Genomic DNA, 18,546 nt, shown 5'->3' on the forward strand with positions numbered 1-18,546 from the left:
TCCGGGCGTCTTCGCCGTGCTTCCTCGGAAGCCGGCGGGGGCGCCCGATCTCGTTGGCGCGCCCGCGCTCTGTTGCGCGGCGTGGCCGCCTGATATTATCCCCACCGGCAATGGCTAGCGGATATCAGCGATGAGCTTGCAATGGGCGGCCCTTGTCGTGCTGGCGCTGATGCTCGCCCTGTTCGCGCTCGCCTGGACGGTCGAGGCGCGGGGCGGCGGCACCGCGCGCTGGCGGGGGATGCGGCACGGCGCCTATACGCTGGCACTCGGCGTCTATTGCAGCAGCTGGACCTTTTACGGCGCCGTGGGCAGCGCGGTGCGCGACGGCTGGCACTATCTGCCGATCTATCTCGCGCCGATCTGCGTGCTCATCGCCGCCCCCGGTTTCCTGCGCCGCCTTGGCCATGCGGTGGCGGAGGAACAGGCAAAGACCGTTTCCGATTTCATCGCGGCGCGCTTTGGCCATGACGTGGTGGTCGCCCGCCTCGTCACGGTGATCGCGCTGTGCGGCACGATTCCCTATGTCGCGCTCCAGCTCCGTTCGATCGGCAGCGCGGTGTCGATCGTCGCGGGGCAGCCCGTCGCGGTGCCCGCGATGATCGCCGCGGCGCTGCTGCTCGCGCTCTTCACCATCCTTTTCGGCGCGCGCCGGTTCGAACTGGCGGGGCGCAGCGAAGGGCTGCTCTATGCCATCGGGCTCGAATCGATCATCAAGATCGCAGCGCTTGTGGTGGTGACCGCGCTGGCGGTGTTCATCGTCCTTCAGGCGGACATGGCCCAATATGCGCGCGGCATTGCCGTGCTCGAACATAATTTCCGTCCCGACCGGCTTTCGCTCGATATCGGCGCGATCTTCCTTATCTCCGCCATGGCGGTGCTGGTGCTGCCACGCCAATTCTATATGGGGCTGGTCGAGGCGCGCGCCCCCGACGATCTCGTCCGCGCCCGGCTTGGCCTTGCCGCCTATATCGGCGCGATGGCGCTGATGGTGCTCCCGATCGCGCTGGCCGGGGCGGCGCTGTTCGAAGGCGGCGCACCCGCCGATCTCTATGTGCTGCAACTGCCTGCCATGGCGGGGCAGCACTGGGCGCTGGTGCTGGCGCTGCTGGGCGGGGTCAGCGCGGCGGCGTCGATGGTGATCGTCGATTCGACCGCGCTTGCCACCATGGTTTCGAACGATCTGATTTTCCCCGCGCTCGTGCGCGGCGGCAATCACCGGGGCGCGGGGGCGATCGGGCGCTCGGTGCTGCGCGTCCGGCGGCTGTCGATTATCGGCATCATCCTGTTCGCGCTTGCCTGGGCGCTGCTCGTCTCGCCGCAGGCGTCGCTCGCGTCGATCGGCCTCGTCGCCTTTGCCGCGATGGCGCAGTTCACCCCGCACTTCATCCTCGCCACCTTCCGCGCCGATCGCGACGCGCTGGCCGCGCGCGCCAGCCTCGCGGTCGGCTTTGGCTTGTGGTTCTACACGCTCGCGCTGCCGCCGATCCTGCCGCATGGCTGGCTCGCGGCGCTCACCGGTGGCCTGTTCGATCCATACCATCTGTTCGGCCTCGGCAATCCGTCCCCCATCGTCCACGGCGTGGGCTGGAGCCTTGGCGCCAATCTTCTCGTCTATCTGCTCGTCGCCGCGCGCAAGGTGCCGTCGCGCCCGTTGCCGCAGCTGCTGGGCGGGGCGCGCCGGATCAACGACGTCATGGATCTCGCGCGGCTGACCGCCAGCTTCATCGGGGAAGAACGCACCGCGCGCGAATTTCCCGGGGCACGGCCCGACGTCCCGATCGACCGCAGCTCGGCGCAGCGCGCGCAGGAACTCATCGCCGAGGTGGTCGGCGCCTCCTCGGCCCGCGCGCTGATCGCATCGACGCTGGCCGATGGGCAGATGAAGCTCGCCGACGTTACCCGCCTGCTCGATGCCGGTGGCCAGTCGCTCCGCTTTTCGCGCCAGCTCCTCGCGGCGACGTTCGAAAATATCGATTCCGCGATCAGCGTGGTCGATGCCGATATGAATGTCGTCGCGTGGAACAGCCAGTATCTCGACATGTTCGGCTATCCCGCCGGGCTGGTGCGCGTCGGCGTGCCGATCGCCGATCTCATCCGCCACAATGCCGGGCTCGGCGATTTCGGTTCGGACGATGTCGAGTTCAATATCGAAAAGCGGCTTGGCCATATGCGGCGCGGGCTGCCGCACAGCTTCGAACGGCGGCGCTCTGACGGGCGGGTGATCAAGACGGTGGGCGGCCCGATGCCGGGCGGCGGCTATGTGACGAGCTTTACCGACATTACCGAGGAAGCGCGCACCCGCGACGCGCTCGAATCGACGCTGGCCGAGCTTGAAACCCGCGTGGTCGACCGCACCCGCGCGCTCAGCGAGGCGAACCGGCTGCTGGCGCAGGCAACGCAGGACAAGACGCGCTTTTTGGCCGCCGCCAGCCATGATCTGCTCCAGCCGCTCCATGCCGCGCGGCTGTTCACCGCCGCGCTCGCGCGGGAGGCGGCGGACAAAGCCCGGCCGCTCGTCGGGCGTGTCGAAAACGCCATTGTCGCGGCCGAAGGGCTGCTGCGCGCGCTCCTCGATATCAGCACGATCGATGCGGGCGGGGTGCAGCCCAATCCTGAACAGATCGCGCTCGCGCCGTTCCTCACCGATCTCGTCGAGGGCTTTGCCCCGCTCGCGCGCGAAAAGGGGATCGCCTTGCGCACCGGCCCACTCTTTGGCCAGCTGCACAGCGATCCCGCTCTGCTGCGCTCGGTGCTCCAGAATTTCCTGTCCAACGCCATTCGCTACACCGAACGGGGCGGGGTGGTGATCGGCGTCCGCCAGCGCCAGACGATGCTCCGCATCGATGTGATCGACACCGGCATCGGCATTGAGAGCGGCCAGATCGATGCGATTTTCGGCGAATTCACGCGTCTGGGCGCAGTCGAGGTCGAAGGGCATGGGCTTGGCCTCGCGCTCGCAGAGCGCATCGTGCGCCTTCTCGGCGGGCGGATCGAGGTCGCCTCCACCCCCGGCCGGGGAAGCCGGTTCAGCCTGTTGCTGCCCGCCACCGGCATTGGCCCGGCCTGGACGGGCGTGGAAACGGGGGAGAGCGTCGTCGCCACGCCCGGCATGCTGCGCATTCTGGTCGTCGATAACGAACCGATGATCGTCGAGGCGAGCTGCGCGCTGCTGACGAGCATGGGCCACCGCGCCTTTGGTGCCGGCGACGGCGTGGGCGCGCTGGCGCTTGTCGGCGGGGCCGATGCCGCGCTCGTCGATTATCGGCTCGATGCCGGGGAGGATGGGCTCAGCCTGATCGCCGCGCTGCGCGCGCGCCGGCCGGGGCTCCCCGCCGCGCTGGTGACCGCCGAGCTCGATTCGGCGCTTGAGCTGCAGGCGGCGGCACAGGGCGTCGCCGTCATCGCCAAACCCGCCGGGGCCGAGACGATCTCGGCCTTTCTTGCCAGTATCTCAGTGCTTGAGATCGAGCCCGAGTGACCTTGCCACCAGCGCGGCCTGGGTGCGCGTGCGCACGTCGAGCTTGCGCATGATCGCGGTCATATGCGCCTTCACCGTCGCCTCGCTGATCGCCAGTTCATGCGCGATCTGCTTGTTGAGCTTGCCGTCGAGCACCGCAAGCAACACCTTGAGCTGGGTGGGGGTGAGGGCCGCGATTTCGCGCCGCACGCTGTCCTCGGGCTGGTCGCGCGTTCCATCCGGCGCCTGAACCGGCGCCTGCCCGCCGAGCGCGCGGGCGATCGCGGCCTCGATCGCGGGCAGGGGGCTGTCCTTGGGCAGGAAGCCGACCGCCCCCAGCGCGCGTGCTTCCTCGGCGGCCTTGGCGCCCTCGGCGCTCGAGATGACGAGGATCGGCACCTCGGGCTTTTCGGCGTGGAGCAGCGCAATCCCCGAATAGCCGACCGCACCGGGCATTTTCAGGTCGAGCAGGATCAGGCGCAGATCGTCGGCCGCGCCCGCGGCGCGCAGCGCGGCCGCCAGCGTTCCCGCCTCGACTATCTGTGCCTGCGGCACGACCTTGGCCACCGCCAGCATCAGCGCTTGGCGGAACAGCGGATGGTCGTCCGCGATCAGGATCGTTTCTATTGCGTGTCTCAATTCTGTTCGGTGGCGCCAGATTAAACGCCGCGCCGCGATCGGCAAGCGTTGCCCCTTCAAAAAATCGCACAATCCGGCGCTTCAACGGCTGCCGCCGTCGCGGCGCTATACGACCAAGGTCGTAGATGTTCGACCGAGGTCGGGATGGTCTGTCATGGCCTGCGCACCGATGATGGGTGCTTGGAGAGGGTGCCTGAAAGGAACCGGTCATTGGGCAAGCGCGGTCGCCAGTTCTGTTCGGTTTTGCTTGGCGCATCGGCCCTTGCCCTGCCGCAAATGGCCTCGGCCGCCACCGCGCGCGAGGCCGCGCTGGAGGCGCGGTTGCAGCGGCTGGAAGCCGAAATGATGCAGCTGCGCACCGATCTGATCGATGCGCGCCAGCAGCAGGTGGAAACCACCGCTGCCACCACCGCCGCAACGACGGCGATCACCGCGCAGAACGCACAGGCCGAAACGCGCCTCAACGCGCTCGAGGCGCGCCCGCAGGCGCCTGCCGAAGGCTTCACTGTCGGCGGCACCACCTTCGGCATGGGCGGCTTCATCAAGCTGGTGGCGAGCAGCACGCGCTACAGCGCGGGCGAAATGCCGGGCGGCCAACTCGCCAAGGAACTCTATCTGCCGCAGTTCATTCCGGTCGGCGGGGCGCCCAGCCGCGATTTCATCGCGCATGCGCGCCAGAGCCGGATCTTCTTCACCAGCTCCACCCCGGCGGGCAGCGGCGAGATCAAGGGGCATGTCGAGTTCGATTTCGCGCTGGGCAACGCGCCCGCTGGCGCGCAGCGCTCGACCAACGCCTATTCGCCCACCTTCCGGCGCGGCTTCCTCACCTATGGCAACTGGCTCGCCGGGCAGGAATGGACCAATTTCCAGAACCCGGCCTATTTCCCGGAAACGACCGACTTTGCAGGGCAGATGGAAGGATCTGTCTTCGTCCGTCAGGCGATCGTACGCTATCGCCAGCCGATCGCCCAAGGCATCGATCTCTTCGTCTCGGCTGAAAACCCGCAGACCGAAACCATAACCACCACCTCCGCCGCGCTGGTCGATCACGATACCGATCACGTCCCCGACGTTACCGCACGCCTTGCCGTCAAGCGCGGCGCGGCCGATTTCCACGTCGCCGGGCTGGTGCGCCAGCTGTCGGTAGAGGGGGATGCGGGGGCAAGCGATGCGCTTGGCTGGGGTGTCTCGGCGGGCGGCAAGTTCGTCTTCGGCCCCGAAGGCCGCCATGATCTCCGCTTCGTCGCCACCTATGGCCACGGCATCGGGCGCTATCTGTCGGCGGGCTTCGTCCCCGATGCGGTCTATGATCTTGGCGCGCTGGGCAATGACCGGCTCCACGTCATCGACAATGTCGCGGGCTTTGCCGCGCTGAAGCTCGGCTGGGCGGACAATCTCCGCTCCACCTTCATGGCCGGGTTCCAGCATGCCGGCATGCCCGACAATATGCTGCTGCCCGAACTGGCGAACCGAAATGCCTATAGCTTTGCCGGCAACCTGTTCTGGTCGCCGGTCAGCAAGCTCGATCTGGGCATCGAATATCGCCATGCCCTGCGTGAAGTCGTAAACGGACAGAAAGGGCGTATGGACCGCTTTGAAATGGCGGCGAAATATACATTCTGACAAAGATCAGGAGAGGATGCATGGCAACAACATATAAAGAACTGCCAAAACACCACCGGGCCACCAGACGCGAAAAACAGGTCATAGCCGCGTCGTCTCTGGGGACGGTTTTCGAATGGTATGATTTCTATCTTTACGGGCTGCTCGCCACCTATATCTCGGCGCAGTTCTTTTCGGGGGTGAACGAGACGACCGCGTTCATCTTCGCGCTCGCAGCCTTTGCGGCGGGCTTTGCGGTCCGCCCGTTTGGCGCGCTGGTGTTCGGGCGGATCGGCGATCTGGTCGGCCGCAAGAACACCTTTCTCGTCACCATGGGGATCATGGGCCTGTCCACCTTCGCGGTCGGCCTCTTGCCCAGCTATGCCTCGATCGGCGTCGCCGCGCCGCTCATCCTCCTCTTCCTCCGCCTGGCGCAGGGGCTGGCCTTGGGCGGCGAATATGGCGGGGCTGCCACCTATGTCGCCGAGCACGCGCCCGAGGGAAAACGCGGGCTCTATACCAGCTGGATTCAGACGACCGCCACCTTCGGCCTGTTCGCGGCGCTGCTTGTCGTCATCGGCTTTCGCTATGCGCTGGGTGAAGAGGCTTTTGCCGCCTGGGGCTGGCGCCTGCCGTTCCTGATCTCGATCATCTTGCTTGCGGTGTCGATGTGGATCCGCATGCAGCTCAACGAAAGCCCCGTCTTCCAGAAGATGAAGGAAGAGGGCAAAACCTCGAAGGCGCCGCTGACCGAGGCCTTTGGCCAATGGGGCAATCTGCGCTGGGTGATCGTCGCGCTGTTCGGCGCGGTCGCGGGGCAGGCGGTGGTCTGGTATGCGGGCCAGTTCTACGCGCTGTTCTTCCTTGAAAAGACGCTTCGGGTCGACGGTGCCACCGCCAACATCCTGATCGCGATCGCGCTGGCGCTCGCCACCCCGTTCTTCGTCGTGTTCGGCTGGCTGTCGGATCGCATCGGACGCAAACCGATCATCCTTGGCGGCTGCGCGCTGGCCGCACTCACCTATTTCCCGCTCTTCGGCGCGCTCACCGATGCCGCCAACCCGGCGCTGGCCCGCGCCCAGGCCAATGCCCCCGTGGTGATTGCCGCGCATCAGGGCGAATGCTCGTTCCAGTTCGATCCGGTCGGCCGCAACCAGTTCGACACGTCGAGCTGCGACATCGCCAAGGCCTATCTCGCCAAGGCGGGGGTCAATTATGACAATGCCGACCTGCCCGCAGGGCAGCCGGCGGTCGTCCGCATCGGCGCGGCGAACATTGTCGCCCCCGATCCCGGCGGGCTTGCCGGTCCGGAACGCAAGGCCGCGATCGAAGGCTTTCAGGCCAGCCTGAAGGCGGGGCTTGCCGAGGCCGGCTACCCGGCCAAGGCCGATAACGATCAGATCAACAAGCCGCTGGTCGTCGCGATCCTCTGGGCGCTCGCGATGCTGGTGACGATGGTCTACGGCCCGATCGCGGCGATGCTGGTCGAACTCTTCCCCAGCCGGATCCGCTACACCTCGATGTCGCTGCCCTATCATGTCGGCAATGGCTGGTTCGGCGGCTTCCTGCCCACCACCGCCTTCGCGATGGTCGCTGCCACGGGCAACATCTATTACGGCCTCTGGTACCCCGTGGTGATTGCTGCCGCCACGGTCGTGATCGGGCTGTTCTTCCTGCCCGAAACCTTTCGCCGGAACATTGATCGATAACCCAGGAAACGGGCGGTGCGCCGGGTCTCGTCGATCCGGCGCGCCGCTCAAAACCCCTTTCAAAGCCACTATGTGATCAGGATGAGATGACGATGAGCGAAGCGTATGAAACGGCATGGCGTGGCAGCGTCGCCGACCCGGAAACCTTCTGGGCAAAGGCCGCTCAGGCGATCGACTGGTTCACGCCGCCCGCCCGCAGCTATGCCGAGGTGGGTGGCTGGTTTCCGGGCGCCACGCTCAACACCTGTCACAATTGTCTTGATCGCCACATCCATGCCGGGCGCGGAGACACGCCCGCGCTGATCTATGACAGCCCGGTCACCGATACGGTCCGGCAGTTCAGCTATGCCGAGCTTCTGGAAGAGGTCGGCCGCGTCGCCGCGATGCTGACGCGGCTGGGCGTGGTCAAGGGCGACCGCGTCATCCTCTACATGCCGATGATCCCCGAAACGGTCTTTGCCATGCTCGCCTGCGCGCGGCTGGGCGCGATCCATTCGGTCGTGTTCGGCGGTTTCGCCGCGCTCGAACTCGCCAAGCGGATCGATGATGCCACCCCGCGCCTGCTGCTCACCGCTTCGTGCGGGATCGAGGGGCAGCGCACCATCGCCTATAAGCCGATGGTCGACGAGGCGCTCTCGCTCGCCCGCCATAAGGTCGATCATGTCGTGCTCCTCCAGCGCGAACGGCTCGAAGCCGATCTTTCGGCCCCGCACGATGTCGATTGGGCGACGCTGCGGGCTGAGACCGCGAACGATCCGGTCCCGGCGCCCGTGCCGCTGCTGTCCAGCGATCCGCTTTATGTGCTCTACACCTCGGGGACGACGGGGACGCCCAAGGGCGTGGTGCGCGAAAATGGCGGCCATGCGGTGGCGCTCGCCTGGTCGATGGCCAATATTTTCGGCATCGGCGCGGGCGATCCGTTCTGGGCGGCATCCGATGTGGGTTGGGTCGTTGGCCACAGCTATATCGTCTATGCCCCGCTTCTGGTCGGCGCGACGACCGTGTTGTTCGAGGGCAAGCCCGTCGGCACCCCCGATGCCGGCACCTTCTGGCGGACGATCGAGCGCCACGGCGTGAAGACCTTTTTCACGGCGCCCACCGCGATCCGCGCAGTGCGCAAGGAAGATCCAGACGCCGGTTTCCTCAATGACATCGGCACCGGGGCCTTGAACGCGATTTTCCTCGCCGGCGAACGCGCCGATCCCGACACGATCGCCTGGCTTGAGGAGAAATCGGGCCTCCCCGTGATCGACCATTGGTGGCAGACAGAACTGGGCTGGCCCGCAATTGCAAGCTGCCTGGCGATGGGGGACAGCCGCCGCCGTCGCGGCAGCGCGGGGTTCCCCGTGCCGGGTTATGAATTTGCGGTGCTCGATGAAGAGGGCAAGCCCGTTGAAACGGGCAAGAGCGGATCGGTCGTCATCAAGGCGCCGCTCCCCCCCGGTGCATTCCGCACATTGTGGAAAAATCAGGCCGGTTTCGACAAGAATTTCACCGGATTTCCAGGCTATTATGAAACCGGCGATGCAGGCCATTTCGACGCCGACGGTTTCCTGCACATCATGGGGCGGACCGACGACATCATCAATGTTGCGGGTCACCGCCTGTCGACCGGCCAGATGGAACAGATCGTCGCCGAACAGCAGGGTGTTGCCGAATGCGCGGTGATCGGCGCGGACGATCCGATCAAGGGCATGATCCCGGTCGCCTTTGTCGTGCCGCGCGCCGGGGCCGATGCCGATGAGGTGATGACCGCGCGGGTGATCGCGGCGGTGCGCGCCGAGCTTGGCGCGGTTGCCGCGCTCAAGACCAGCTATGTCGTCCCGCAACTGCCCAAGACCCGTTCGGGCAAGATCCTGCGCAACCTGCTGCGCAAGATCGTCAATGGCGAGGCGTTCGATACGCCCCCGACGATCGAGGATCCGAGCGTCCCGGCAAAGATCAGCGCCGCCGTCCACGCGCGCTGATCGTCCCGGCCCAGATGCCGTGCCGTCCGTTTTCGCGGGCGGCACGGCATCGGCGCCTCAGCATTCGACGACGTTCACCGCCAGCCCGCCCAGCGCGGTTTCCTTATAGCGTTCGGACATGTCGAGCCCGGTCTTGCGCATCGTCTCGATCACCTGATCCAGGCTGACGCGGTGGGTGCCGTCGCCCAGCATCGCCAGCCGCGCGGCCTCGATCGCCTTGATCGATCCCACCGCATTGCGTTCGATGCACGGCACCTGCACCAGCCCGGCGACGGGGTCGCAGGTCAGCCCCAGATTATGCTCCATCCCGATCTCGGCGGCATTCTCGATCTGCGCGGGCGATGCGCCCAGCGCCGCCGCCAGCCCCGCCGCCGCCATCGAACAGGCCACGCCCACCTCGCCCTGACAGCCGACCTCGGCGCCCGAGATCGAGGCATTTTCCTTGAACAGCGATCCGATCGCCGCTGCGGTCAGCAGGAAATCCTCGGCACCCTGCGTACAGGCCTTGGGCGCAAAGCGCTCATAATAGCGCAGCACCGCAGGGATGATCCCGGCCGCGCCATTGGTGGGCGCGGTCACGACCTTGCCGCCGCCGGCATTTTCCTCGTTCACCGCCAGCGCCCACAGGTTCACCCAGTCGATCACGGTCAGCGGATCGGCGAGCGCGCGTTCCTGCCGTTCGATGAGCGCGCGGTAGATGGTCGGCGCGCGCCGCTTCACCTTGAGCCCGCCGGGCAGCAGCCCGCCCGATGCGATCCCGCGGTCGATACAGGCCGACATCGCGTCGCGGATCTCGCGCAGCCGTGCCGAAATGGCCTCGGGCGGCAGCGCGCTTTCCTCATTTTCGCGCATCAATTGCGCAAAGCTCTTGCCCGATTGCTGCGCCATCGCCAGCAATTCGTCGCCCGACCGGAAATTATGGGGCACATCCCAGCCGCCCTCGGTGGGCGCGTTGCGATCGGTCTGGTCCTCGTCAAGGATCGCGCCGCCGCCGACCGAATAATAGGTGCGCTGCGCAATCGTCTTCCCGTCCGCGCCCAGCGCGGTGAAGGTCATCGCATTGGAATGAAAGGCCAGTCTTTCGCGCTGGAGCAGGCGCAGGTCGCGTTCCTCGATAAAGTCGATCGCGTGCGTGCCGCCCAGCGGTAGCCGGCCGGTTTCGCGGATCTGCGCCACCAGCGCATCGGCGGCATCGGGATCGATTTCGGCAGGCCGCTGTCCGGTCAGCCCGATCAGCACCGCGCGGTCGCTGGCATGGCCCTTTCCGGTCAGCGCGAGCGATCCGAACAGCGCGGCATCGATGCGCGCGACCCGCTCGATCAGCGCAGCGGTGCGCAGGCGATCGGCGAAATCGGCCGCCGCCGTCATCGGCCCCATGGTGTGCGAACTCGACGGGCCGACCCCGATCTTGAACAGGTCGAATGTACTGGCGACCATAAATCCCTTCCTGCTGACGCGGCCCTTTGGGCTCGGCCATGCTTATGGACCGAGAGCGCAGGCCAGGGCGAGGAGAAACTTTTAGATCGTACTATCTCGCTCCGCCCGGAGCTGGGCCCGGTCGTCCCGGTCGATCGCGGCGAGCGAGATTCCCCGGCTTTCGCGCAGGATCATCGCCGCGATCAGGCTCACCGCGCCCGCCGCGCTGATATAGACCGCGATCGGCATCCAGCCGTCATAGGCGCGCAGCAGCGTGGTCCCGATCAGCGGCGCCCAAGAACCGGCGACGATGGCGGTCACCTGATAGCCGAGCGACACGCCCGAATAACGCATCCGGGTGGGAAACATTTCCGCCATGATCGCCGGCTGCGCGGCATACATCAGCGCATGGACCGCCATGCCGATCAATATGGCGAGGAGGATGACCGCGTCGTTCCCCGTGCCGAACATCGGAAAGGCCAGAAACGGCCAGGCGATGGTGAGCGCCGCGCCGAGCAGATAGACGGGTTTGCGCCCGAACCGGTCGGCCATCCGCCCGATCGGCGGAATGATCAGCGCGTGGAGGAAATGCGCGACGAACAACATGCCGAGGATTGCGGTCGTGTTGATCCCGATATGCGCGAGATAGGTGATCGAGAAGGTGACCACCATGTAATAGAGGATGTTCTCGCCGAACCGCAGCCCCATCGCGGTAAACACCCCGCGCGGATAGCGGCGGAACACCTCGCTCAGGCCATAGCCCGATGCCGCCTGCGCCTCGGCCTCCGCGCGCGCCGCCTGAAAGATCGGGGAATCGGTCACCTGCGTGCGGATGTAATAGCCGATGCCGACGATCACGACCGACAGCCAGAAGCCGATCCGCCAGCCCCATTCCAGAAAGGCTTCGGACGACAGGGTAGCAGAGAGGATAAGGAGGACGACGGTCGCGAGCAAATTGCCGATCGGCACGCCCGCCTGTGGAAAGCTTCCCCAGAAGGCGCGGCTGCGATTGGGGGCATGTTCGGCGACGAGGAGGACCGCGCCGCCCCATTCGCCGCCCAGCGCAAACCCTTGGACAAAGCGCAGGAGAACGAGCAGCGCGGGCGCCCAATAACCGATGCTGTCGAAGGTTGGCAGGCACCCCATCAGGAAGGTGGATATGCCGATCAGCACAAGGCTGAACTGGAGCAGCGCCTTGCGCCCCATCCGGTCGCCGACATGGCCGAAGACGATCCCGCCCAGCGGCCGCGCGATGAACCCCACCGCATAGGTGGCAAAGGCGGCGATGATCCCGTCCAGCTCATTGCCGGTGGCGGGGAAGAACAGCTTGCCGAATACCAGCGTCGCCGCGGTGCCATAGAGGAAGAATTCATACCATTCGACGACGGTCCCCGCCATCGATGCGCCCACGACCTTGCGCAGATAGGGCAGGTCGGCCTTTTCCTCGTGCTGCATCCAATGCTCTCCCCGCCGCTGTTGTAGCAGCAGCGGGCGCGCCGTCTAATGCTTTGCAGGCTTGGGTTCAGGGCGTCAGGCGACGCCTTCCTCGCACAGCGCCTTCAACTGGTCGGCGCAGATGCCCCAGCCTTCCTCGAACCCCATTTCCTTATGCTTCTGCATGTCGCCCTCGGTCCAGTGCCGGGCAGAGGCGGTGTAGCGCGTGCCCGCGCCGTCCGGGGCGATCTCGAAAATGCCTACCATGAACGGGCCTTGCGGGCGAAAGGCGCTGTCGAGCGCGTCGGTGACGACGATCCGCCGCCCCGGCTCATAGGCCAGATAAATGCCTTCATTATGGATTTGTTCGCCATTGGGGCCGTGCATGATCATCGCCTCGCGCCCGCCCGCGCGCCGATCCTGTTCGACGATCTCGACCCGCCAGGGCTTGGGGCAGAACCAGTCGGGCATGCGCTCGGTCATCACCTGCCACACCGCCTCGGGCGGCGCGGCGATGTGGCGGGAGACGCTGAGCTCCCAGTCCTTTTTCATATCGTCGGTCATCAAAAGCTCCTCGGGCGGTTTGTTTAGTCGCGGTCGGGCGCGCCGGGCGGGAAATAGGATCGGTAAGGCCGGGCCTCGTCGACGCATTTGGCGACCGAGGGCCGCGCGAGCAGGCGCGCCCGGTAATCGCGCAGCCGGCCAAGCCCGGTATCGATCGGGCGCGCCCAATCGGCATAGAAAAGTGCGGGCGCTGCGGCGCAATCGGCCAGGCTGAAATCGCCGTCACACGCCCATTCGCCGGTCAGGCGTTCGTCCAGCCAGGCATAGATGGTGTCGAGCGCGGCGTGCGCCTTGTCGATCCTCGCCCGGTCGGGCTGAGTGGCATCGGCGATATAGGCGCCGACCACCGATTGCATCGGCCCCATCACATGATTGTCGAAGATCCGGTCCATGAACCGCACCGCCAGCGCCGCGTCCCGATCAGTGGGGATCAGCGGGCGCGCGCCGGGGTGGTGGATGTCGAGATATTCGATGATGATCGAGGATTCGATCACCGGCGCACCGTTATCCACGAGCACGGGGAATTTGCCGATCGGCCAGTGGCGCTTCAGCGCCGCGCCGTTTTCCGGTTCCTCGGCGATGAGCGGCCGGGGCGTGTAGGGAAGTGCCTTTTCCAGCAGCGCGATCTGCGCCTTCCAGGAATAGGAGGAAAAGGGGTGGCCATAGAGCTCAAGCATCGGCGGCTTCCCCGCGTGCGGCCGCCTCGATGGTCGCGATGTCGATCTTGCGCATCGAAAACATCGCCTGCCCAGCGCGTTGCGCCGCCGCCTTGTCGGCGCCGAGGAACAGCGCCGTCAATTGGCGCGGCGTGATCTGCCAGCTCATGCCCCAGCGATCCTTCAGCCAGCCGCACTGGCTTTCGCTGCCGCCATCGGCGATCAGCGCCTCCCATAACCGGTCGGTTTCGGCCTGATCCTCGGTTTCGATCTGGAAGCTCACCGCTTCGGTAAAGGCGAAGGCCGGGCCACCATTCAGTGCGATGAACTTCATGCCGGCCAGGGTGAATTCCACGGTCAGCACCGATCCTTCGGGGCCCGACGGCGTATCCACGGGGGATCGCACCACCCGGTCGACCGTGCTCCCCGGCAAAAGCGAGACATAGAAGCGGGCGGCCTCCTCGGCCGCGCCGTCATACCAGAGACAGGGTGTGATCTTGCTCATCGCATGCTCCATTGCAGCGGGAATGGGGAAGGGGGACGGCGCGTCAGCGCCGCCCGCCGACAAGGCCAAAGGCCGCCCCTTGCGGATCGATGCAGTTCATCGCGAAATCGCCGCCGGGGATTTCGTCGGGGCCGTTCACCACCTTGCCGCCGCCCGCCTCGACCGCCGATTTCGCGGTGTCGACATTCTCCACGCGGAAATATTGGGTCCAGCGCGGGGGGCCCATTTCGGCGCTGCCGGGCATGATCGCGCCCAGCATGCCGCCGTGGCGGATGAACTGATACTTGCCCATCGGGCCCATATCCATCTCGCCGTCCTGCTGCCATCCGAACATCTCGCCGTAAAAGGCCCAGGCCCCCGGCTGGTCCGATGTTTGCAACTCGTTCCACGCGCAGTGGCCGGGGCGTGGGCAATCATCGGCAAAGGCAAGGCTCTTGCCGCTGCCCTGCGGCTTCATCACGTAAAAGGGCGCGCCCTGCGGATCGGCCACCATCGCGATCCGGCCGACCATGGGAATGTCCATCGCGGGCATCTGCACGCTGCCGCCGCGTTGCTGGAGGTCCGCCACCGTCGCGTCGACATCGTCGACCGCGATATAGCCGAGCCAGATGGGCGCCGCGCCTTGCGCGGCCATATCGCGCGTGATCGGCATCATCCCGCCGACGCTGTTCTCGCCCGCATTGACGATCCGGTAATCCATCTGCGGCTGGCCGGAATCGGCATAGCTCCAGCCGAGCACCGCAGTGTAGAAGGACTGCGCGGCATCGGCGTCGCTCGTCAGCAGCTCGTACCAGATATAGTCGCCAGGCTTGTTGGTATTCGGCTTTTCCAGCGTCACCACGGGTTCGAAGCCACCATAGATCATCCGCATCCCGTCAAAGGGCATCGGGTTTTTCTCGGGGCTCATCCGCTCATCGGTTTTCATCATCTCGTCCATGCGCGCCATCGCGGCATCGCGAACCGCCTTGTCCGGCCATTCGATCCAGGAAAAAACGACCGTTTCGTCGTCCTTGGCCTGCACCGCGCGGCGAAAATCGGTCTGCTTGCCGTTCGGCACATCGTCGCCCCAGCATTCCAGGACGCGTGTTGCGCCCAGTTCCATGAAAACGCTGTCGCCCATATTGGCGTGATCGATGAATTTCTGCTTGTTCGCGGTCGGCACCGCGATCACGAAACCGTCAATATAGCTCATGTCTCTCTCCCGTTTCGCGGGTTGTCCGGTGCGCTATGCGTCCGGCATCGTTACGCGGCGGCTTCGGTCGCTGGTTCGCCGGCCATTGCGGCCTCCATGTCCATCCAGACCATTTCCCAGATATGGCCGTCGGGATCGGCAAAGGACCGGCTGTACATGAAGCCGTGATCCTGCACCGGATTGGGGTCGGCGGTGCCGCCGCTTTGCGTCGCCTGCGCGATCACCGCGTCAACACCCGCGCGGTTTTCGACGCTCAGCGCCAGCAGAGCCTGCGCGCTCTTGTGCGCGTCGATGATCGTGCGCTCGGTGAAGCTGGAAAAGCGCGCGTGCGTCAGCAGCATCGCGTGGATCGTGTCCGAAAAGCGGAGCATCGCGGCGCTGTCGTCGCAAAAGCGCGGATCGCGCGCCGCGCCGATGCTTTCGTAAAAGGCGATCGACCGGTCGAGATCGGTCACCGGCAGGTTGACGAAGATCATCTTGGGCATTGGCGTCTGGGCCATGGTCTATGCTCCCTCTCCTAAGGGCGTCGGCTTGGGCCGACTCGCTGTTGACAAACATGCCGCGAAAATTAAATAAAGCAACTATGGAGTTAGAAAAAATAACTAACGTGAAAAATTCTGCCAAAAAGCGCGGGTTCGACGACGCGTGCGGCATGGCCCATGGCCTTGAACTATTGGGGGACCGCTGGGCGCTGTTCGTCGTGCGCGAGCTTATGCTGGGTCCGCGCCGATTTGGGGATCTGCGCGCCGACCTGCCCGGAATCAGCGCCAATGTGCTCGCCCAGCGCCTGACCGAACTGGAAGCGAACGGAATCGTCGTGCGCGGCAAATTGCCACCGCCCGCCAGCGTCCCGGTCTATGGTCTGAGCGAATGGGGGTATGAGGCCGAACCGATCGTGCAGGAACTCGGGCGCTGGGCCGCGCGCTCGCCGCGCCATGATCCCACCCTGCCGATCAGCGGCGTCTCGATCCTGCTGTCCTTCCGCACAATGATTGACCGCAAAGCCATTGGCGATCTGGTGCTGGCGGTCGGCTTCCGCTTTGGCGAAGACGAATATCTGGGCCATCTGGGCGCGGACGGGTTTTCGGTCGGGCGCGGCGCGGCCGATGCGGGCGATATCGTCTTTGTGGGCACACCCAGTGTGCTCGCTGGCTTTGTCTATGGCGGTGCGCCGCTCGCCGAACTTGCTGAAAGCGGCGCGCTGCACCTCATGGGCGATCCCGCGCTCGCCGCGCGTTTTGCCGCGCTGTTCGTGCTGCCGCCGAAATTCGTGCCCCCGCCGCGCTGACGGGGGTTGGGGCATCAGCCTTGCAGATGCGCGGTTTCGGGCACCGGGGTCAGCGCGCGCCCATCCCGGAACCAGGCGATCAGATTGTCGGCGACCAGCCGCCCCATCGCCGCGCGCGTATGCGCCGAGGCCGACCCGATATGCGGCAGCAATACCACCCCGGGCAGGCCGAGCAGCGCCGCCGGCACATTAGGCTCGTCCTCATAGACGTCCAATCCGGCCACCAGAATCGTGCGGTTTCGAAGCGCCTCGATCAGCGCGTCCTGATCGACGACGCTGCCGCGCGCGACATTGATGAACACCCCCTCGGGCCCCAGCGCCTTTAGCACCCCGGCATCGATGATATGCCGCGTTGCCGCGCCGCCGGGCAGGATGGCGATCAGCACGTCGCACGCCGCCGCCAGCTCCCTGGCGCTCGGATAATAGGGATAGCCGACGCCCGGCTGGCGGTGGCGACCATGATAGGCGATATCGACGCCGAACCCTTCCAGCCGCCGGGCGATCGCCTTGCCGATGCTGCCCAGCCCGACAATCCCGATTGTGCGGCCGCGCAGCGTGGGGGAAAGCGGAAAGGCGCGTTCGGTCCACAGCCCGTCGCGCAGGAAACGGTCGGCTTGCGGGATCTGGCGCAGGGTCGCGATCAGCAGCCCGATGGTGAAATCGGCTACCTCGTCGTCGAGCACGCCCGGGGTGTTGGTGACCATCACGTCGCGCGCCGCAGCAGCCGCCACGTCGACATTGTCATAGCCCACGCCAAAGCTCGCGATGACTTCCAGATTGGGCAGCTTCTCGATCAGTTCGGCGCCCAGCCGGCCATAGAGTGTGCTCGTCGCGACACCCCGGATGCGCTCGCCCTGCTCGGCAAGGAAGCGTTCGGGATCGGGCTGTTCCCACAGCGCGTGGAGCGGGATGCCCTCGGCCTTGAGGGGGGCGATGACCGCATCGGTCATCGGCGCGGGAAGCAGGATGTCGGTCGCCTTCATGCCGCCGCTATACGCGCCATCGGCGCCGCATGCGTCCTGTTTTTGTGCGCTCACGCCACCACGGGTTCAAGGATGCGGATCGTGCCCGCCGCCGCGTCGATCTCGGCCTCGGCGCCCACGGGAATGCTGAACTGGTTGGCGATATGCCCGATCTGCGCGCCCTGAAAGGCGGGGATGTCAAGCGGGCGCAGATGCTGCTCCAATATCTGGGAAAGCGTGAAGCCGCCATAGGACGGGCCACTGGCGCGGCAGCTTGTGCATTGCCCGAACACCACCCCGGCCAGCCGGCCGAGCACGCCCGCCAGCGCCAGCTGGGTGAGCATCCGGTCGATCCGGTATTCGGCCTCGTCGACATCCTCGAGGAACAGGATCGCGCCGTCGAAATCGGGCAGATAGGGCGTGCCCATCAGCGCGGCGAGCACGGTCAGATTGCCTCCGATCAGCCGCCCACGCGCGGTGCCGGGGGTCAGCGTGCGGATGCGCCCGCTGCGCTGGACCAGCCTGTCCTCCGCGCCCGCCGGATTGGCGAGCACGGGCGTCGCACCCTCGAAAACGAGGCTGCGAAACGCATCCCAGGAAAATCGCCCCCAGGAACTTGCGGCATTGGGGCCGTGGATCGTCGTGAACCCGGCGCGCGCGGCAAAGGCGAGGTGGAGCGCGGTGATGTCGCTGAATCCGATCAGCAGCTTGGGGTTTTTGCGGATGGCGGTGAAATCGAGATGCGGCAAAATCCGCGCGCAGCCCCATCCGCCGCGCACCGCAAACACCGCGCGCACTTCAGGGTCTGCGTACATCGCATTGAGATCGGCGGCGCGCTCCGCATCGGTGCCCGCCAGATAGCCATGGCGCGCGGCAACGAACCGGCCCGGTTTGGGGACAAGCCCCATGGCGCGGATCGTGTCCTGCACCAGCGCCAGATCGAACGCATCGTCGGTAAAGCCCGCCGGTTCGACCAGCCCGACAACATCGCCGGCGTGCAGTCGGGGCGGTTTGCGCAGCGTTGGCCGCGGCGCGGCCCCCGCCGGGCGCGTCGCAAGCGTTGCGGCAACGGCGCCCATCGCGCCAAGGGCGGTTCTTCTATCGAGCATTTTGAAGGTCATAACAGCATCGACGGGACGCATATAGCGCTATCCA

Annotated in this window: 15 protein-coding genes and 1 pseudogene; 5 read left to right on the top strand and 11 right to left on the bottom strand. The window is 66.0% G+C overall.

Annotation, left to right across the window (positions count from 1 at the left end):
- Positions 1-130: 130 nt before the first annotated feature.
- A complete protein-coding gene (locus QYC26_RS10120) occupies positions 131-3,478 on the top strand; it encodes a PAS-domain containing protein (protein ID WP_317512110.1) in 3,348 nt (1,115 codons plus the stop codon).
- Here the strand turns inward: QYC26_RS10120 and QYC26_RS10125 are convergent.
- Positions 3,452-4,033: a LuxR C-terminal-related transcriptional regulator gene (locus QYC26_RS10125; RefSeq protein WP_411197648.1), complete on the bottom strand. Its 582-nt coding sequence runs from the start codon at positions 4,031-4,033 to the stop codon at positions 3,452-3,454. The genes QYC26_RS10120 and QYC26_RS10125 overlap by 27 nt on opposite strands.
- A gap of 273 nt (positions 4,034-4,306) precedes the next feature.
- Between QYC26_RS10125 and QYC26_RS10130 the strand changes: the two genes are divergently transcribed.
- From QYC26_RS10130 to QYC26_RS10140, 3 genes are all read left to right on the top strand, one after another.
- Complete coding sequence (locus QYC26_RS10130; protein ID WP_317512112.1) at positions 4,307-5,719, top strand: DcaP family trimeric outer membrane transporter; 1,413 nt, start codon at positions 4,307-4,309, stop codon at positions 5,717-5,719.
- A 20-nt stretch (positions 5,720-5,739) separates the two neighbouring features.
- A complete protein-coding gene (locus tag QYC26_RS10135; protein WP_317512113.1) occupies positions 5,740-7,407 on the top strand; it encodes an MFS transporter in 1,668 nt (555 codons plus the stop codon).
- Positions 7,408-7,499: 92 nt separating this feature from the next.
- The gene (locus QYC26_RS10140) at positions 7,500-9,374 is read left to right on the top strand and encodes an AMP-binding protein (protein WP_317512114.1); all 1,875 of its coding nucleotides are present in this window, start codon (positions 7,500-7,502) and stop codon (positions 9,372-9,374) included.
- A 57-nt stretch (positions 9,375-9,431) separates the two neighbouring features.
- Here QYC26_RS10140 and QYC26_RS10145 read toward each other — a convergent pair whose 3' ends face one another.
- The 8 genes and pseudogenes from QYC26_RS10145 to QYC26_RS10180 all read right to left on the bottom strand — a co-directional run bounded on the left by QYC26_RS10145 (position 9,432) and on the right by QYC26_RS10180 (position 15,641).
- Complete coding sequence (locus QYC26_RS10145) at positions 9,432-10,811, bottom strand: L-serine ammonia-lyase (protein WP_317512115.1); 1,380 nt, start codon at positions 10,809-10,811, stop codon at positions 9,432-9,434.
- Positions 10,812-10,892: 81 nt separating this feature from the next.
- Positions 10,893-12,245 (bottom strand): MFS transporter, encoded by a 1,353-nt coding sequence (locus QYC26_RS10150; protein ID WP_317512116.1) that lies wholly within the window; start codon positions 12,243-12,245, stop codon positions 10,893-10,895.
- 75 nt (positions 12,246-12,320) lie between these two features.
- Complete coding sequence (locus QYC26_RS10155; protein WP_317512117.1) at positions 12,321-12,788, bottom strand: SRPBCC family protein; 468 nt, start codon at positions 12,786-12,788, stop codon at positions 12,321-12,323.
- Between the two features lie 23 nt (positions 12,789-12,811).
- On the bottom strand, positions 12,812-13,465 hold the full coding sequence (locus QYC26_RS10160; protein WP_317512118.1) for a glutathione S-transferase family protein: 654 nt from the start codon (positions 13,463-13,465) through the stop codon (positions 12,812-12,814).
- The gene (locus QYC26_RS10165; protein WP_317512119.1) at positions 13,458-13,949 is read right to left on the bottom strand and encodes a VOC family protein; all 492 of its coding nucleotides are present in this window, start codon (positions 13,947-13,949) and stop codon (positions 13,458-13,460) included. Before QYC26_RS10165 ends, QYC26_RS10160 begins: the two co-directional genes overlap by 8 nt.
- Positions 13,950-13,992: 43 nt before the next feature.
- Positions 13,993-14,790, bottom strand: a complete 798-nt coding sequence (locus QYC26_RS10170) for a VOC family protein (RefSeq protein ID WP_317515044.1) — start codon at positions 14,788-14,790, stop codon at positions 13,993-13,995.
- Positions 14,773-15,141 (bottom strand): annotated as a pseudogene (locus QYC26_RS10175) (DUF1428 domain-containing protein); the annotation flags it as partial. The pseudogene QYC26_RS10175 and the gene QYC26_RS10170, both read right to left, overlap by 18 nt.
- Before the next feature lie 50 nt (positions 15,142-15,191).
- Complete coding sequence (locus QYC26_RS10180) at positions 15,192-15,641, bottom strand: VOC family protein (RefSeq protein ID WP_317512120.1); 450 nt, start codon at positions 15,639-15,641, stop codon at positions 15,192-15,194.
- Between the two features lie 107 nt (positions 15,642-15,748).
- Here QYC26_RS10180 and QYC26_RS10185 point away from each other — a divergent pair, with 107 nt between their 5' ends.
- Complete coding sequence (locus QYC26_RS10185; RefSeq protein WP_317512121.1) at positions 15,749-16,429, top strand: helix-turn-helix domain-containing protein; 681 nt, start codon at positions 15,749-15,751, stop codon at positions 16,427-16,429.
- 14 nt (positions 16,430-16,443) lie between these two features.
- Here QYC26_RS10185 and QYC26_RS10190 read toward each other — a convergent pair whose 3' ends face one another.
- Positions 16,444-17,412 carry a 2-hydroxyacid dehydrogenase gene (locus QYC26_RS10190; RefSeq protein WP_317512122.1) on the bottom strand — a complete coding sequence of 323 codons (969 nt, stop codon included), beginning with the start codon at positions 17,410-17,412 and terminating at the stop codon, positions 16,444-16,446.
- Positions 17,413-17,462: 50 nt separating this feature from the next.
- A complete protein-coding gene (locus QYC26_RS10195) occupies positions 17,463-18,512 on the bottom strand; it encodes an LD-carboxypeptidase (protein WP_317512123.1) in 1,050 nt (349 codons plus the stop codon).
- Between the last annotated feature and the right edge of the window lie 34 nt (positions 18,513-18,546).

The sequence above is a fragment of the Sphingomonas sp. C3-2 genome (assembly GCF_033025475.1).
Taxonomy (GTDB): Bacteria; Pseudomonadota; Alphaproteobacteria; order Sphingomonadales; family Sphingomonadaceae; genus Sphingobium_A.

Excerpts from the sequence above, each read along its gene's own strand:
- QYC26_RS10155 (WP_317512117.1), bottom strand. The coding sequence starts at position 12,788 with ATGACCGACGATATGAAAAAGGACTGGGAGCTCAGCGTCTCCCGCCAC.
- QYC26_RS10140 (WP_317512114.1), top strand. The coding sequence starts at position 7,500 with ATGAGCGAAGCGTATGAAACGGCATGGCGTGGCAGCGTCGCCGACCCG.
- QYC26_RS10180 (WP_317512120.1), bottom strand. The coding sequence starts at position 15,641 with ATGGCCCAGACGCCAATGCCCAAGATGATCTTCGTCAACCTGCCGGTG.
- QYC26_RS10120 (WP_317512110.1), top strand. The coding sequence starts at position 131 with ATGAGCTTGCAATGGGCGGCCCTTGTCGTGCTGGCGCTGATGCTCGCC.
- QYC26_RS10190 (WP_317512122.1), bottom strand. The coding sequence starts at position 17,412 with ATGAAGGCGACCGACATCCTGCTTCCCGCGCCGATGACCGATGCGGTC.
- QYC26_RS10165 (WP_317512119.1), bottom strand. The coding sequence starts at position 13,949 with ATGAGCAAGATCACACCCTGTCTCTGGTATGACGGCGCGGCCGAGGAG.
- QYC26_RS10135 (WP_317512113.1), top strand. The coding sequence starts at position 5,740 with ATGGCAACAACATATAAAGAACTGCCAAAACACCACCGGGCCACCAGA.
- QYC26_RS10145 (WP_317512115.1), bottom strand. The coding sequence starts at position 10,811 with ATGGTCGCCAGTACATTCGACCTGTTCAAGATCGGGGTCGGCCCGTCG.
- QYC26_RS10195 (WP_317512123.1), bottom strand. The coding sequence starts at position 18,512 with ATGACCTTCAAAATGCTCGATAGAAGAACCGCCCTTGGCGCGATGGGC.
- QYC26_RS10125 (WP_411197648.1), bottom strand. The coding sequence starts at position 4,033 with ATGCTGGCGGTGGCCAAGGTCGTGCCGCAGGCACAGATAGTCGAGGCG.
- QYC26_RS10160 (WP_317512118.1), bottom strand. The coding sequence starts at position 13,465 with ATGCTTGAGCTCTATGGCCACCCCTTTTCCTCCTATTCCTGGAAGGCG.
- QYC26_RS10150 (WP_317512116.1), bottom strand. The coding sequence starts at position 12,245 with ATGCAGCACGAGGAAAAGGCCGACCTGCCCTATCTGCGCAAGGTCGTG.